The sequence below is a fragment of the Sulfitobacter sp. SK012 genome (assembly GCF_003352085.1).
In the GTDB taxonomy this organism is placed as follows: Bacteria; Pseudomonadota; Alphaproteobacteria; order Rhodobacterales; family Rhodobacteraceae; genus Sulfitobacter.
On sequence record NZ_CP025804.1, the window covers coordinates 1525872 to 1542339 of the forward strand.

General features: G+C 52.9%; 14 protein-coding genes, 1 tRNA gene and 2 pseudogenes. 12 read left to right on the top strand and 5 right to left on the bottom strand.

Annotated elements, in window-relative coordinates:
- The first annotated feature begins 24 nt into the window (after positions 1–24).
- From C1J03_RS07430 to C1J03_RS07440, 3 genes are all read left to right on the top strand, one after another.
- Positions 25–495 (top strand): tetratricopeptide repeat protein, encoded by a 471-nt coding sequence (locus tag C1J03_RS07430; protein WP_254694211.1) that lies wholly within the window; start codon positions 25–27, stop codon positions 493–495.
- 186 nt (positions 496–681) lie between these two features.
- A tRNA-Leu gene (locus C1J03_RS07435) sits at positions 682–767 on the top strand.
- Positions 768–928: 161 nt separating this feature from the next.
- Complete coding sequence (locus C1J03_RS07440; RefSeq protein WP_114885167.1) at positions 929–2146, top strand: tyrosine-type recombinase/integrase; 1218 nt, start codon at positions 929–931, stop codon at positions 2144–2146.
- Positions 2147–2408: 262 nt separating this feature from the next.
- Here the strand turns inward: C1J03_RS07440 and C1J03_RS07445 are convergent, their stop codons facing one another.
- Entirely contained in the window at positions 2409–2924 is a 516-nt protein-coding gene (locus C1J03_RS07445; RefSeq protein ID WP_216825905.1) for a hypothetical protein, read from the bottom strand.
- 402 nt (positions 2925–3326) lie between these two features.
- Here C1J03_RS07445 and C1J03_RS07450 point away from each other — a divergent pair.
- Positions 3327–3755, top strand: a pseudogene (locus C1J03_RS07450) (IS30 family transposase); the annotation flags it as partial.
- 608 nt (positions 3756–4363) lie between these two features.
- A complete protein-coding gene (locus C1J03_RS07455; protein WP_114885169.1) occupies positions 4364–5914 on the top strand; it encodes a VCBS domain-containing protein in 1551 nt (516 codons plus the stop codon).
- Positions 5915–6260: 346 nt separating this feature from the next.
- Here C1J03_RS07455 and C1J03_RS07460 read toward each other — a convergent pair whose 3' ends face one another.
- On the bottom strand, positions 6261–7280 hold the full coding sequence (locus tag C1J03_RS07460; protein WP_114885170.1) for an IS110 family transposase: 1020 nt from the start codon (positions 7278–7280) through the stop codon (positions 6261–6263).
- A gap of 287 nt (positions 7281–7567) precedes the next feature.
- On the opposite strand from C1J03_RS07460, the gene C1J03_RS07465 reads away from it, so the two are divergent.
- The 3 genes and pseudogenes from C1J03_RS07465 to C1J03_RS07475 all read left to right on the top strand — a co-directional run.
- Positions 7568–7768 carry a DUF1059 domain-containing protein gene (locus tag C1J03_RS07465; protein ID WP_114885173.1) on the top strand — a complete coding sequence of 67 codons (201 nt, stop codon included), beginning with the start codon at positions 7568–7570 and terminating at the stop codon, positions 7766–7768.
- Between the two features lie 85 nt (positions 7769–7853).
- Positions 7854–8915: an IS630 family transposase gene (locus C1J03_RS07470; RefSeq protein WP_114883540.1), complete on the top strand. Its 1062-nt coding sequence runs from the start codon at positions 7854–7856 to the stop codon at positions 8913–8915.
- Between the two features lie 150 nt (positions 8916–9065).
- A pseudogene (locus C1J03_RS07475) lies at positions 9066–9245 on the top strand (IS3 family transposase); the annotation flags it as partial.
- Positions 9246–9439: 194 nt separating this feature from the next.
- Here the strand turns inward: C1J03_RS07475 and C1J03_RS07485 are convergent.
- The 3 genes from C1J03_RS07485 to C1J03_RS07495 all read right to left on the bottom strand — a co-directional run bounded on the left by C1J03_RS07485 (position 9440) and on the right by C1J03_RS07495 (position 12093).
- Positions 9440–9853, bottom strand: a complete 414-nt coding sequence (locus C1J03_RS07485) for a c-type cytochrome (protein WP_114885175.1) — start codon at positions 9851–9853, stop codon at positions 9440–9442.
- 86 nt (positions 9854–9939) lie between these two features.
- Complete coding sequence (locus C1J03_RS07490) at positions 9940–10659, bottom strand: META domain-containing protein (RefSeq protein WP_114885177.1); 720 nt, start codon at positions 10657–10659, stop codon at positions 9940–9942.
- Positions 10660–11070: 411 nt separating this feature from the next.
- Positions 11071–12093, bottom strand: a complete 1023-nt coding sequence (locus tag C1J03_RS07495) for a LacI family DNA-binding transcriptional regulator (RefSeq protein ID WP_114885179.1) — start codon at positions 12091–12093, stop codon at positions 11071–11073.
- Between the two features lie 157 nt (positions 12094–12250).
- On the opposite strand from C1J03_RS07495, the gene C1J03_RS07500 reads away from it, so the two are divergent.
- The 4 genes from C1J03_RS07500 to C1J03_RS07515 all read left to right on the top strand — a co-directional run bounded on the left by C1J03_RS07500 (position 12251) and on the right by C1J03_RS07515 (position 16461).
- Positions 12251–13480 carry an ABC transporter substrate-binding protein gene (locus C1J03_RS07500; protein ID WP_114888902.1) on the top strand — a complete coding sequence of 410 codons (1230 nt, stop codon included), beginning with the start codon at positions 12251–12253 and terminating at the stop codon, positions 13478–13480.
- Positions 13481–13558: 78 nt separating this feature from the next.
- Positions 13559–14476 (top strand): carbohydrate ABC transporter permease, encoded by a 918-nt coding sequence (locus tag C1J03_RS07505; RefSeq protein WP_114885181.1) that lies wholly within the window; start codon positions 13559–13561, stop codon positions 14474–14476.
- Positions 14469–15374, top strand: coding sequence for a carbohydrate ABC transporter permease (locus C1J03_RS07510; protein ID WP_114885183.1), 906 nt, complete (start codon positions 14469–14471; stop codon positions 15372–15374). The genes C1J03_RS07505 and C1J03_RS07510 overlap by 8 nt, the downstream gene beginning before the upstream one ends.
- 7 nt (positions 15375–15381) lie before the next feature.
- A complete protein-coding gene (locus tag C1J03_RS07515; RefSeq protein ID WP_114885185.1) occupies positions 15382–16461 on the top strand; it encodes an ABC transporter ATP-binding protein in 1080 nt (359 codons plus the stop codon).
- Positions 16462–16468 lie beyond the last annotated feature (7 nt).

The following is a 16468-nucleotide window of genomic DNA, read 5'->3' on the forward strand; positions in this document are numbered from 1 at the left end:
ACCCCCAAGGATGTGTCTGCTCAAATGCAGCAGCTCTTTGAAAAGGCGCGCACTGCGCCCGATTTCCGGGTTGGCAGAACTGTGTCGCAGGAAATGTGGAAGGTCTGGCTAGAAGCGCCTGATGAGGCTGCCCAAGAAGTGTTGGACCGCGGGATGCGCAAGCGTGACAGCTATGATTTCATTGGTGCTTTGGCGGATTTTTCCCGACTTGCCGAGTATTGCCCGGCCTATGCCGAAGGTTTCAATCAGCGGGCCTACATTCATTTTCTGACCGAGAACTATGCGCAGGCGCTTGAAGATCTCGATATCGCGCTTTCCTTGCAGCCCGATCACGTCGCGGCGCAGTCTGGTCGGGGTCTAACGTTGCTCAAGCTGGGGCGGATTGAAGAAGCACGCAAACAGATGTTAATCGCGGTTGAAAACAATCCTTGGCTTAGCGAAGCTACGCTGTTGGCCAAGGGTGCACCGCTTGGTCCCGTAGGCGAAGACATCTGAGGCGTTTACACTGCCCCAAGCTTGCGTATTGTGCGCCACACGGCTCACTTGGGGAATGGGAGACGCTAAGATCCAGGCCCCTTGTGTCTGTGCGGCGAAATGCATACGGAACAAAGAGTTGCGTCTGCGAGACAGGTTTTGGGTTTGATGAAAGCCCGAAGCTGGAAATTGAAGACAACGCCAGATGCGGGCGTGATGGAATGGTAGACATACCAGACTTAAAATCTGTTGGGCGTATGCCCGTGGGGGTTCGAGTCCCCCCGCCCGCACCACTTTACCTTCTCAAACCCCGTCAAACCCCATCAAAAAATCTTTTATTTGCAGTGACTTGCGATTTATGTCATTAACACTCCCCGACAATGCCAGACAGACCAAATCAGGCCCATTCTGGGGTTCATCTGGGGTCGAGCTGGGGTTCTAAAGGAGGGTAGCCGTGGCGCTGACTGAGTTGAAAATTAGGAAATGCAAACCAAATGCGAAGCCTTACAAGCTGTCTGATGGTGAAAACCTCGTTTTGGTGGTTCGCCCGACCGGGTCAAAAACTTGGAAGCAGCGAATTTATCAAAATGGCAAGGAGCGGGATGTTACGTTGGGCAGCTATCCGTCCCTGACGTTGGCGGATGCTAGGCGCGCGGCCTCGGAGGTTCGAGACGCCGTTGCCTCCGGTATCGATCCCGGTGCCGAAAAGCGGCGCGCACAGGCGCGGGATCGGGTCGTGGCTGGTGACGCTTTTCGGGACGTGGCAGTGGCCTATGAGGCAACGCGGACATCGTGGGTGCCGTCGGTGCGCGCAAGGTTCTGGCATCGCATGAATATCGATGTGTTTCCGGTGCTGGGCAATACGCCAATCGACGGCATCGAACCGTTGGACATTTTGGCGGCCGTCCAGCCCATCGCGGACCGCGGGGCAGTCTATACTGCAAAGAAGGTGATCGGGTTCATCGCTCAGGTCATGGACCACGCCGTGGTTCTGGGCATGTGCAAATACAACCCTGCACTGCGGCTGGGTAAGGCGATCGGTGACACACCCGCTGTGTCGCATCGTCCTGCTCTTATCGAACCCGAGAAACTTGCGCTGTTCCTACAGTCGCTCTGGGGGCTTGAAACCCGCGCCATGGGCAAGCCCATCGTCCAGGCCTGCCTCTATACCTTCGCGCGCCCGGGTGAAGTGCGGCAGATGCGTTGGGCAGATTTGAATTTTGAAAAGCGCGAATGGGTCTACCGTGTCGGCAAGGTCGCTAAGGATGGGCACATAGTTCCATTGTCTGATCCGATGCTGGCGCTCATCGATCAGCTTCGTGTCAGAAATTCTAGCAGTGAACATGTGTTTGCGGGCCCGACTGGTCGTGTGGTTGCCGATGTGGCGACAGGGCAGCTTATCGACCGTCTGGGCTATAAAGGGCGCATGACTGCCCACGGGGCGCGTGCTGTGGCGCGCACGGTGTTGGTGGAGACCCTCGGATACCGGGAGAGCATGGTGGAAATGCAACTATCCCATACGCCGCGTGACATGCATGGCCGGGCCTATAACCGCGTCACATGGCGATCGGAACGCCACGAAATGATGCGGACCTGGGCGGATTGGTTGGATGGCGTGCGGGTGGAGGCGAGCGTGCTGCCAATGGCGGCTGAGTATCGACAAGGCCGCTAGCGGGGCTATTCTTGATGCCCTTGTTCAGGAGGGTTGTATTCGGCTGAATGATCTCAATCCGTTTGCAAAAGATGTAGCAAAACTCAAGCGAGCTCGAGTGCTTGCAACGTGCAAATGGAAAAGGCTGAGTATGGGTTGTAACCACTAGGTACGAAGCTGAACTTCAAGGTTTGCAGTAGAGGAACATTAGCGACACGTATGTTCAAAGACTTGTCAGTTTTGCTTTAGCCTTGGCGCGGTCGATATTATGTTTTGGTTACGTTTAGAGTAGGAGCTTGCTCTGATCTTCTCTCACTATTTCAACTGTTGCATCAACACTTGAGGAGATGGTTCCCTCGTAGTCCGATGCTCTTTCAAGTTTTTTACGGCATGGAGGCACCCACAGTAGCTGGGTTCCCCGATCAACCCTTTTTTCCCAAACTACCCATGCATAGCCCGTAGCCGTTGAAGCTTTTTTGTCTAACCTCCCTTTGACCATTGGAACACGCTCGACAAACTGCGCAACTGTACTCGGGGGGGTAGTGGAAAATAGACGCTCATACCGTCCAACACTTTCTAGAAAAACGGTTCTCACCAAAACAGCCACACCTCTTCTTGCCGCGTCTAGACCGCGCAAGATGAACTCTTCAGCAAGACGGAACGGTGGATTTGTTATTACCCAATCATGCGATCCTGCTGGCATGTCCGAGGTAAGGAAGTCTGAAACGCCTCCATACCCATAGTCGTAAATGTCGGTTGCCGTAACTTGCCCAAAATACTCTGCTAAGGGGGCGGCCATGTGCCCAGCGCCACATGCAGGCTCTAAGCACGTTAAATGCTCTCGGTGTCCACCTTGCTCAATAATATGCTCAAGCAATCCACGTGTTGCCCATGGTGGGGTTGGGAAGTTGTCTAGGCTATCGCGAGCTTCCGCACGCTGCGCCATGACTGCGTGCGATGTGTTCTGCAAAATTGCGCTCCTAATGTTTCTGCGTTGGCAAATGATATCATATTTGCAGGTAGAGAGAACCCAAGTGGTTCGATTTTTGACGCCAGACCTCTAATTTTGTTCTCTCATTGTTCTAGGCCTGGGCTATCTAGCCCGCTCCCATAACTTTTATGACTAGATCGAGGAATTGTTGGATTGCAGGGTTGCCTACGAGAAGAAGCAACCGACAGTCCGCTCAGCTCTCAGTGACATTCAACAAACAGTTATATCGCGACACTCGTGGAACGGCATTCTCGGTACGTGATGCTGGTCAAAGTCGCGAACAAAGACACAAAGAGTGTCATCACGGCGCTGATCAAATCGGCGCAGAAACTGCCGCGCGAGCTCTACAAGTCGCTGACGTGGGATCGTGGCAAAGAGCTGGCAGATCATCCGCGATTCACGTTGGCAACCGACGTTGATGTCTACTTCTGCGACCCACAATCACCGTGGCAGCGCGGGTCAAACGAGAACACCAACCGGCTTTTGAGGCAGTACTTGCCTCGCGGAACGGGCCTATCCGTTCATTCCCAAGCAAAACTCAGCGCAATTGCAAGGCAACTTAACGAACGTCCTCGCAAGACCTTGCAATATCAAACCCCAGCAGAGAAGTTCGCTGAGTGTGTTGCATCGACCGGTTGAGGTCGCCGCCCTTAGTGTCGAAATGTGCATACCGCAGCATCGGTCAGTTTGGGCTCTTCAGTAGCATTCGCCGCACAAACAACGAGTGACCGGTTCAGGAAACAGCGCCGTTCGCTGCGCGGCGCACGAACTGGTAAGATGCGGACATAGTTAGCTTTCGCTGCAAGTGCGCAATCATTGCTGCGCTCGCGAGGGCAGCAGAAAGTCGGGCGGAAAGTGTGAATTCGCTGCAAGCGCGAGATGAGACAAGGGCAACGGCGAAAGCTGACACTTAAACTATTCTTCATTGCTCTCAAAGTGAAGTGCTGCATCGATCTACAGGTCCGCCGGACAAAGCGGTCATAGCCCAATTGCCAAAGTTGCCCCGCTTGAAAGTGATCTTCTGGCGATCCCTCACGGCAAAAATTCCAAATCAACACCCTGACGTTGAAACTGTTGTTAGTGACAAGAATACGCTGATTTTTGACATGACACATGGGTGGTTCTTCGATAACGGTTGGTCAGGGGAATAAGAATTTACTAATCAGTTTTTGCTTATACGCGAGTGGCCGTTCTGGCCGCCTTCTCATCGAAGCGATTTTGCTTTGGAAAAATGAGAGGGGATTCTCATGCCGGTTAGGTTCGGAAGCTTTTCAGACGACAATATTACAGCCACTGACGGGAATGACCTGATCATTTCCTTTAAGGGTGACGATTTCATTTTCGCGGGCGAGGGCGACGATCTCGTGATCGCGGGCAGCGGTGACGACACGGTCTATGGCGGCGGCGGCAACGATACCCTGATCGGCGGCAGCGGGGACGACTCTCTCTTTGGCCAAGAGGGCGATGATCGGCTTTATGGCGGGTCGGGCAATGACGACCTGAGCGGCGGCGCTGGTGAGGATCTGGTCTATGGCGGCAGCGGCTTTGATACTGCAAGCTTTGACGGTTCGATCTTTGACTATAACATCGCCAGCGACCGCAAGGTAACGCGGATCACGGATGACCAAGGCGCGCAGGATTACCTTGTCTCCATCGAAGCGATGTATTTCGGGGCAGATAACTATACTCTTTATCTGGACGGTCGCAACAACGCGGTGCTGTTCACCGGCGATGATGCAGGATCAGTAACCGAGGACGCAGAAACCCCTGCGACAGGCACGCTGACCGCGACCGACTTTGACGGCACCGATGGGATCGTCGCTGCTGCGGGCACCACAACATATGGCAGCTATTCGGTCGGCACCGATGGTGGCTGGACCTATACCCTTAATGACGCCAACGCGACCATCGACGCACTGAACGCCGGTATCGCGGAGACCGACAGCTTTGTCGTGATGGCGGAGGACGGGACCGAGCAAACCGTGACGATTGGCATCACCGGCGCTAATGATGGGGCGACATTCGGGGGCGATCTGTCAGGGGCTGTGACCGAGAACGAAGACGTGGACGCGACCGGTATCGCAACTGTCTCGGATGTGGATCAAGGGCAAGGCGCAATTGTCGCGTCCAGTGGCACCACGACCTATGGCAGCTATTCCATCGATACGTCTGGCGTGTGGAGCTATTCCCTGGACGACGCCAATCCGTCGGTCGATGCGCTGGCGGCTGGCGATCCTTTGACCGACAGCTTTGTGTTCTCCAGCGATGACGGCACCGAGCAGGTCATCGACATCGCCATCACCGGGGCCGACGATGGGCCTGCGGGACCTGTGATTATCGACTTGGGCAGTGGGACAGAATTTACCGCGGTCTCCGGATTAGCGGAAAATTTTGTGCTCAGCTTCAATGCAATTGATGGCCGATCAGTCGTCAATATCACAAATTTTGATGTTGGCGAAGATCGTTTCGTAATCACTAATTTTGAGCTGGCCGGGGGCGCCGCCGCTATCAACTTCTACGCATTTGGTGAAGATGGCATTCTGAATTCTGACTTTAGTTTTGCTAATGTGATAGGCAGAAACGGAGACGCTATTTTGGCCTTTTCAAATGAATTCTTTACTCAAGTAAAATTCATTGATGAAAATGGCGCCCGTGAACTTATTGCCGACGACTTAATTGAGAGCGGTAATATCCAGCTGTTTAGCGATTTTACTATTCCCTATGAAACAGTGCCGCTTGAAGCTCTTGCCGCCGATGATCTGTTTGTCATTTACGCAGACGATCTGATCCTCGTTTAAGACTTCAACAGCCCTCTGCAAAGCAGCACCGCTTGCGGGGGGCTTCAACATTGCATTTGCCCCAGCGAAAATAAGGGCTGATGCCAAATCACCGCTTTGTCCTGTGTGGATGGCTCCTACTTAGCAAGACATTTCTGATGCGATTTATGTTTGTCAGATGCGGTCTTGTGTCCGGCCTGTTTGCGCGGATCACTTGACCGCTGGCCCTGATGGTTTCCACAAACCAAGTCCCATTCTGCATATCGAACAACATGTGTTCAGGACAAAGCACGGTGTGTCTTGGTTCTAGGGCTGACAATTTTTCCATCACTTCATTGGTCTTGCTACCTCTGTGTTTCGGTTTGGGTCAGATTGTTCTGATGCGATAAGGTTCGTTACGGGTTAGGACGGCCCAAACCATGCGAGCGGTTTTATTCACCATTGCGACGGCAGCTACTTTGCCAGGCTTTCGGGCCATGATGTCTGCGAACCATGGGTCATATCGCTCGGGGGTCTTGGTGATTTGGCGCATGCGGGACATCATGCCGATGACGAGTAATCGCCGAATGTACCTGTCCCCCATCTTCGAGATACGTCCCAACTTCTCTTTACCACCACTGGAGCGGTTTAGAGGTGTAAGGCCTAGCCAAGCAGCAAAATCACGACCTGTGCTGAACTGTTTGCCAGTGCCAATCGTGGCCACGATGGCGGACGCTGTGATCGGCCCAATGCCAGGAATCGTTTGCAACAGGGCGACACGATCTTCGCGTCGCGCCACTTGCGTCATCTCATGGGTGTAGTTGGCAATCTTTCCATGTAGGAACAAAATCTGCTCACAAAGTTTGGCAATCACACCGCCTGCAGTATCTGGCAGCTCTGGACACTCACCTTCAAACAGGCGCTTTGCAAATTTGGTCGCGTGGCCAACACCTTGCGGAAACACGATGCCAAATTCGGCCAGTTGCGCACGTAACATGTTGATAGTCTGCGTGCGTTGTCGAACGACAAGATTCCGTGTTCGGTGCAGTGCCAGTATTGCTTGCTGATCTGGCGTCTTGATCTCAACAAATCTCATGGTCGGCCGTGTTACAGCCTCACAAATGGCTTCCGCGTCAGCCGCATCAGACTTGCCCCTTTTAACATAAGGCTTCACATAAATGGGCGGGATCAGCTTTACGTCGTGGCCCAATCGCACCAATTCGCGGGCCCAATGATGACTGGTGCCGCATGCCTCGATGCCAACAAGGCAAGGATCAAGGCATTCAAAGAACTTTAGCAATTGCGCACGCCGTAGGGCGCGATTGAAGACAACCTCGCCGTCATTAGTGATGCCGTGAACTTGAAAAATGTTCTTGGCCAAATCTAGACCTACTGTTGTAACTTGCATTGGGTGGCTCCTCTGCTGAACAGTTTCTGACAACTGCAGTATGGCGCATTACGACGCCGATGGGCGCAGGAGCCATCCATCCCATCCCGCATAGCTGACCTCTGCGCAGAGTGCAGCGAGCACCGGCTCAATCTTCGCAGATCGATGGGAATGGCATAAGACAAGCCCAGAGCAGACCAAGTAAATTTGCGTCGGGATGTCAGTTATCTGGTTTCGTACCATTAGTGGATTTTTGCTCGATTTAACTTTTTCTGGTACACTCTTACGAAACAAAGGGAGCCAATATCATGAAGGATGCCTTTTCATATTCGTGCCGAGATTGTGAGGGAATGGAGGCCTGCCCTGCCAGTGTTGTCGCGAAAACGAAGAGTGAAGTTTGGAAGCTCATGGAACTTCATGCTCAAGTTGCTCACAATGAGAACCCTACCGATTGGGATGACGGAACTCGAGAATACCTTGGTACTTTGATAAAATCAGTCTCAGTTTGAGCCGCACTTTTTATGGTATACACCGAGTCCTCGATCACCCGACTTTTGGATTGACGGACTAAGCAAATGAGATTCAGATGTTTGTATGATCCGTCCGAACTTCCTCACTGCGTCAGATCGCCTTGAACTTTTGTCGTGCGTGCAACGCCAACGCGAAGATCACGGGGTCGCGCGGCGTGCGAATGCGCTTTTGCTGCTCGATGAGGGGATGTCATGTGCCCAAATCGCAAAAGTTTTATTTCTGGACGACGACACGGTGCGCGGCTGGCACAAGCAATATCTGGCTGAAAACTGGGATGCCGTCGCCTACGATGGTTGGAAAGGTGGGCAGTCACGGATGACGACGGCTCAAGAAGGGAATTTGTGCGCATGGCTTGAGGGACGGTTCTGCCGTTCAACGGTGCAGATCAGAGCCTATGTGAGCTCAAAGTATAACATCCATTATTCTCATTCTGGCTGCATCAAGCTTTTGGCCCGTTTGGGGTTCGAATATCGCAAGCCAAGGGCGCTGCCCCGTGTGGCTGACGTCGAGAAGCAGGCCGCATTCATCGCATTTTATGAAAGCCTACTGAACAACTTGCCTGCCGACGAGGCCGTCTACTTCTCGGATGCCGTTCATCCAGAATATCAAAGTAAGCCCAGCCATGGTTGGGCTCGCAAAGGGTCAAATCCAGCCATTCAAACGACATCTGGGCGCGGCCGCGTGAACATTCACGGTGCTCTGAACCTGGAAACCTTCGACGCACCCTTTGTTGAACCAACCACCGTTGATGGGGTTAGCTCCGTTCAACTTCTCGCCAAGATCGAAGCGAGGAACCCTGACAAACGTATCATTCACGTCATTTGGGACAATGCCCCATACCACAAAGGCCCCGATGTAAGAGCGTTCCTGTCGCGCAAGAAGTGTCGCATTCATCTGATCCAACTTCCGCCCTATTGCCCACATCTCAATCCCATCGAGAGGCTCTGGGCCGTCATGCACAGCCACGTCACCCATAATCGGCACTATCCAACGCAAAAACACTTCGCCAATGCAATCTTGAACTTTATGCGAGAGGTGGTCCCAAAACAGTGGCTCAGCTTTCGAGATCAAGTAACTGACAACTTCCGCATCATCTCACATCAGAACGTTCGGGTTTTGGAGTGAACAGGGTATAGATTGAGATCTGTACAGGGAGAGTTGACGTGCCAGTAACATTTGCCCAGATGGAACAATGCGAGATTTCGAACGCAAATGGAATTTCTGGGCAGGCTGTTCTGCAGATACTTGAAAGCGACCCGAATGCACTGTTGGTAGCTTCTGAAACGGGAACGGATCAGGCGGCGGACATACTTAACACGCGATGCCGCAAGGCAGGATGTGTTCGACTACATCGAGATGTTTTACAACCCGACACGCAAGCACACAAACAACGGCATGCTGTCACCAGTTGACTATGAAAAGAAACAGCAGAAAATCAACGAGGCAGGCGTCTAGGAAACTAGGGGCACCTCATATGTTCTTCTGTTCGATCATGACGTGTCGAACGTCGAATGGCCGCCATCGAAACTCGATCCCAACCTTCTTCGCAAGATCAGGCAGGCGCATTACTGTGACGTACTTCCAATAGAAAACCAAAAATCAATCTTTGCCATTCCATGCCCTTTTCTTTTGTCATTTAGGAAGCGGCCTCAAGGTACGTATCGCTCTGGCGCAGGATCCTGTAACTCTTCGAGATAGTTCACTATCTCGACAAGCTTACTCGGCACCAAAACTTCCACACCGTTTCCAGTGTCAAATTCTACCATGTCATTGTCCAAGAAATTTTCGAAGACTGGCATATCTTCTCGCGGGAGCGTGTTGCGGGAGTAACCATCGATGATCGACATAATTTCAAGCATGGGCCAAACCCCGTCACGGCGCTCGGCGATTTTTGTCAGATCTGGTGGCGGCGCACCCAGTTCTCCAGCCTTGGGACCGTCGCCACGTCCCGCTGTGCCGTGGCACAAAACACAATTCTCGGCGAACAGATCTTGTCCAGTGTTTTCAGCTCCTAGCGACGAGCCCAAAACAAGCAACGGGAAAATAAGTACAAATCGGTTCATCGGTGACCTTTTTCATTAAAGTATTTAAAGAGCTACCTTGCCTGATTATGAAGGGACAACCCATTCAGTCAGCAAATAGAACTAAATTAGTCTGGGTCGCTGCGCTCAAAGGTCGCCAACATTGCACCATTGTTGTCGAAAAGAGCCATTACAAGATGAAACGCTACCATTTCTTGGGCATCGCCCAACACTTGAAACAGACGCATTTCGGTCTGCATTTCCGGATCAGGACACATCTTTCTGGTTGATGCTATCGGACCAAAAAGTCCTGGGCCCTGATCAGCTTCATACGTTCCATTGAAGTTGTTGCAGCCTCCGCTGCCAACGACGGCATTATCTGATTTGAAAGAAATCCAAGCATCAGCCTTCGAGAGTTCGCCTGCAAAATCGCGTACTTGCCATTCGGAACCCGCTATGTCGCTTAGCCTACCTCCAGCCCGAAATTGATCCTCACCGCTGCCTTCGGTCAAAAACCAACCCGCGACCCACCCAATAGTGCGATCATAGCCAACGCGACACCACCTCGTCTTGACGCTTTCTGCCCGCTCCTCCTCAGTCGCATCTACCCATTCTTCGTAGGTAACCCCTCCCACACAACCAAGATTGGCGATGCCGTCCCCGTCAGGTGGTATGGCTCCAATCAAAGTACCCGAAGCCGAAGGTATAGTGCGAATATTCAAGACATCGTTGTTCGCAACGCCTGTTACAGCATAATAATCAGGACCGTCCGCAGTTGCTGACGCAGATGTTCCGGCAAAAAGTGAAAAACAGAAAAGCAGAGGCAACAAGCGGTGAATGGACAACATTGCTGGTCCTTCAAGTTCTCATTTAGCATTCCAATAGAGATCATTTGCCACACTAGATCAATAGGCCGTATGCAACTCCCGCCGCTTCTTAGGGTCTGGACCTATTAAATATCAAAGCGCCAAATGTCGCAAAACAGACTTTCGCTGTGTCCTGCACTAAGGTCTGCAATGCGGACAAAGCTGCCCTTGGTTTCCGCGATGCCAATGACCGCTTTCCAAGCTGTAACCTTGGCGAAATGCACCGGGCAATAGAGCACATTCGCTGAGGTAGCTCGGAACTGCGGCGATATTTTGATAAGCGGGCGTGCGGTTGTTGCTTTGGTCGTCGAAACGCCTACTTGTCAAATCAAATTTTGACCCTAGCCGCTCTCATTCGTTCACCTTGAGGGTCCGGAACAAGAGCGTGCCTGATCAGCGAGGCGATCCAGTGCTTTCACGGATGACAAGGGATATCGGCAGGACGGCGGCCTGTTCTAAGTTCTCCGCATTGGGCGTTACGATCCGCGCCATCAGCATTTTGGCTGCCGTTTCACCAATCATAAGACGATCCTGCCTGATAGACGTGAGTGGCGGGATGAATTGTTCGGCCAATTCGATGTCGTCAAAACCCATGACCGACACATCATCAGGCACCTTGAAATCATGGCGCGACAGTTCGGCGATAAACCCCATCGCCAATTGATCGGACGCACAAAAAACTGCGGTGGGACGATCTTCCATTGCGATCCACGTCTTTGCACCCAGACAACCAGCCGCGAGCGAGAAGTCGCCAGCAATGACCCATTCCGGCTTCAACTCAAGCTTGAGCCGCGCCACTTCAGCGACAAAGGCATCCTTGCGGGTTTGCATCAAAACATTGCCCTCAGGACCTGTCACGTGAGCGATCTTGCGATGGCCAAGGTCAAACAAATGGTTCACTGCTGTACGTGCACCTTGTCGGTTTTCACAACGAACTGACGGGAAGTCGGCGCCTTCAATCCACTCGCAAGCGAAGAGGATACGCTTGGCTTGAGGGGCGCTCTCCAGCGTTTCGATAACTTGGGGATCCAACCCTCCATCGAGAATGATCATCCCGTCAGCAAGTGCATCATCAAGATAATCGATTAACCGTTCCCCGCTGTCGTGCACCTGTTTGGTGCTGGCAATAAGCATCGAAAACCCGGACTGCGACAGGTGTCGCGAGATACCTTCAAGGATCGACGAAAAGAACGGGTTTGCAAGATTGGGCAACAGCACGAGAACCGAATGTGCGCGCTGGGTGCGCAGATTTCGCGCGGCACGATTGATGCGGTAACCAGTGATCTTCACGGCCTCCGCCACCCGCCGCCGTGTCGATTCGGAGACGACATTTGGGTTTGACAACGTCCGGGAGACCGTCGCAGTCGAAACTTTTGCTACTCGGGCAACATCTTGAAGTGTCGAGATTTTAACCACTTTGTCGTCCTGTAATTACCTACTTCCGTGTAATCGATTACATATTTTGTTGACAGAAACATCAATGCCATATCAAAATGTAATCGATTGCATAGTGGGGAGATCACAACGCGATCTCTATCTAATTGGCGGGAATCCGCATTTCTGGGAGGAAAAAATGTCTAAAACCTTGAAGTCTCTGCTGCTTGGGACGGCACTCACAGCCGCATCCGCAGCAAACGCAGTTGAACTGGAAGTCACCCACTGGTGGACGTCCGGCGGCGAAGCTGCAGCCGTTTCCAAATTTGCCGACGCATGGAACGCCACAGGCAATACATGGGTCGATGGCGCGATTGCCGGATCCGGCGATACTGCGCGTCCAATTATCATTTCGCGCATCCTTGGCGGCGACCCGATGGCCGCCACACAACTGAACCACGGTCGCCAAGCCCAAGAGCTGATCGAAGCGGGAATGCTGCTTGACCTCACAGACGTGGCTGAAGCTGGTGGCTGGGCTGACATCGTCAACCCGCCGTCCTTGCTTGATGCCTGCACATTGGATGGCAAAATTTACTGCGTGCCCGTCAACATCCACTCTGCGCAGTGGATTTGGCTGTCACATGCTGCCTACGAAAAAGCAGGCCTTGAAGTTCCGGCAAATTGGACCGAGTTCGAAGAATCCGCCGCTGCCCTGCAAGAGGCAGGCGTGGTGCCCTTGGCTATGGGTCAGCAAGGCTGGCAGCAAAACATCGCCTTCGGTGCGATCACATTGGCCGTTGCCGGTCTGGACGCATGGAAAGGCGTAAACGTCGACAAGAACGCTGATGTAGCCCGCGGCCCAGAATACACCAAAGCCTTTGAAGCAGTGGCCGAAGCCCGTGCTTTGGCGCGCGAATCCAACGTGCAAGACTGGAACCAAGCGACAAACATGGTCATCACAGGGGCAGCCGGCGCTCAGATCATGGGCGATTGGGCACAGGGCGAATTCTCGCTGGCTGGCAAAGTTGAGGGCACGGATTATTCCTGTCTGCCGGGTCTGGGTCTGAACCCGGTTCTCGACACCGGCGGTGACGCATTCTACTTCCCCGTCATCGACGATCCAGAGGTTGCGGCTGCGCAAAAAGAGCTTGCAGCACTACTGATCTCTCCTGAAATTCAGGTGGCCTTCAACCTGTCCAAAGGCTCGCTGCCTGTGCGTGGTGATATTGATATGTCTTCGGCCAATGGCTGCATGCAGAAAGGTCTGCAAATCCTTTCGGATGGCGGTGTGCTGCCTTCCAATGACATCACGTTCTCTCAGGACACCACGCTGCAACTCGAAGATCTGCAAGCACAGTTCTGGTCGAGCGATATGTCGGCTGTTGATGCTCAAGCCGCATACGCTGCCATCATCGAAGACGCAGACTAAGCGCACTCGGTGGCCCAGCGGCAACGTGCTGCTGGGCCAACCTTGCGGACCGACACCCCTTATTTTGGAGCCGACACGATGACCGTGGCCTCGGACCCCCAGCTGCCATCCGCCAAGCGGCCAAGCCGCCTGTTCAAGAACCTGATGGCCAAGCTTGCTTCGATCCCAATGATCCTGACGGCCCTTGTCGTCTTTGTAGGTGGCACGACTTGGACGGTTGTGTATTCCTTTACTGGATCGCGCATGTTGCCCAAAACCAATTGGGTGGGCTTTGACCAATACGAACGGCTCTGGGGCACTGAGCGCTGGATCATCTCGATCAAGAACCTTGCCGTCTACGGTGTCTCTTCGATGATCCTGACCTTGGTGATCGGCTTTACGCTTGCTGCGTGCCTTGATCGCAAAATTCGCTTCGAAGGCGTCTTTCGCACCATATTCCTTTACCCTTTCGCCCTGTCCTTTGTTGTCACTGGCCTTGCGTGGCAGTGGATATTGAACCCCGACTTCGGAATGCAAAGCGTTGTACGCAGCTGGGGCTGGGGATCGTTCAATTTCGATCCGCTTAATAACCCCGACATCGTAATGTTTGGTCTGTTGATTGCAGGTATCTGGCAAGGTTCGGGCCTGATCATGTGCATCATGCTTGCGGGCTTGCGCGGCATCGATGAAGACATCTGGAAAGCTACAAAGGTCGACGGGATCGGCACGATCAAGACCTATATTGTGGTGATCATCCCAATGATGCGGCCTGTGTTCATCACTTCGCTGGTGTTGATCGCATCTGGCATCATCAAGCTTTACGATCTTGTGGTGGCGCAAACCGGGGGCGGGCCGGGCCTCGCGTCAGAAGTGCCCGCGAAATACGTGATCCAATATATGTTCCGTGCCCAAAATCTGGGTCAAGGCTTTGCGGCCTCAACGATGATGCTGTGTTCGGTGGTAATCATTCTGATCCCGTGGGCTTATCTTGAATTCGGAGGGCGCAAACGTGGTTGATGTCGCAGTAAATCAGGCCGCTGGTCCGCGCGGCCCAAAGCCAAAAAGAGTATTCTCGCGCGCCAATATTTTCCTTTATGGCACGCTCATCGTCGTCTCGATGTACTACCTGCTGCCGCTTTACGTGATGATCGTGACGTCGCTGAAGGGTATGCCAGAAATCCGCATGGGCAACGTGTTCGGCCCCCCGATTGAGATTACCTTTCAGCCATGGGTCAAGGCGTGGTCCGAGGCCTGTACTGGTATCAATTGCGACGGGCTGTCGCGAGGATTTGGCAACTCTGTGCGCATCTTGATCCCGTCGATTGTGCTGTCGATCCTGATTGCATCGATCAACGGCTACGCATTGTCGAACTGGAAGTTCAAAGGGTCCGAGACCTTCTTTACCATCCTGATCATTGGTGCCTTCATTCCCTATCAAACGATGCTGTATCCGATCGTGATCCTGCTGCGCGAGATTGGGCTGATGGGATCCATTGGTGGCTTGGTTCTGGTACACACAATTTTTGGCATGCCGATCCTGACGCTGCTGTTTCGCAACTACTTTGCCTCGATCCCAGAAGAGCTGTTCAAAGCAGCGCGTGTGGACGGTGCCGGGTTCTGGCAGATCTATTTTCAGATCATGTTGCCCATGGCCCTGCCGATCTTTGTGGTCGCAATCATTTTGCAAGTGACAGGTATCTGGAACGACTTTTTGTTTGGCGTGATCTATACCAAACCCGCGACCTATCCGATGACAGTACAGCTCAATAATATCGTGAATTCGGTACAGGGGGTCAAGGAATACAACGTCAATATGGCAGCAACATTGCTGACCGGATTGGTTCCTCTCATCATCTATTTTGCTTCCGGCAAACTCTTTGTCCGTGGCATCGCCGCTGGCGCAGTCAAAGGCTGATTAACTCATGGCAAACTCTGTAGAAATTAGAGATCTGGACCTGAACTTCGGTTCTGTAAAGGTCCTCAAGCAACTCAACCTCGAGATAGCTGAGGGTGAGTTCCTGGTACTTCTTGGCTCTTCGGGGTGTGGAAAATCGACACTATTGAACTGTATCGCTGGATTGCTGGATGTGACGGATGGACAAATCTTCATCAAGGGGCAAAACGTCACTTGGGCGGAACCGTCCGACAGGGGCATCGGCATGGTGTTCCAGTCTTACGCGCTTTACCCGCAAATGACGGTACGCGGAAACCTTTCGTTCGGCCTGAAGAACGCCAAAGTCCCAAAGGCTGAGATCGCACAGCGTGTTGAGAAGGCTGCCAAAGTTCTGCAGATCGAAGCTTTGCTGGATCGCAAGCCTGGTGCTCTTTCAGGCGGGCAACGCCAGCGGGTCGCTATTGGTCGCGCCCTCGTGCGAGACGTGGATGTCTTCTTGTTCGATGAACCACTATCCAATCTCGATGCCAAATTGCGCACCGATCTGCGGGTCGAACTGAAACGCCTGCATCAACAATTGAAAAACACGATGATCTATGTGACCCATGATCAAGTCGAAGCGATGACATTGGCCGACCGTATTTCGATCATGAAAAACGGCCTGATCGAACAATTGGACACCCCCGAAGTTATCTACGCAAAACCCTGCAACAAATACGTGGCGGACTTCATTGGCTCTCCTGCAATGAACCTATTTACGGGCCAATTGACCAGAACAAAATTTGCCTGTGATGGCTTTGAGGTGGACGTAGACGGGTATGAGTTTGCCTCAGAGACCCGCAGCGATACCGCCGCTTGGCTTGGTATTCGCCCGGAGCATATCCTGACGGGCAAGGATGCCAACGGTGCGACTTTCACTGGTACCGCTGAGATCGACATTGTCGAGCCGATGGGTTCAGACACGCTTGTGTGGGTCAACTTTGCGGGTCAATCGGTGCGCGTACGCACCGAGGGGCAATCGGGCTTAAAATCTGGCGACAGACTGACAATTGGATTTGATGCGGCGCGGCTGCATCTCTTCGACGTGGCAACAGAGATCCGTCTCTAATTTTCGA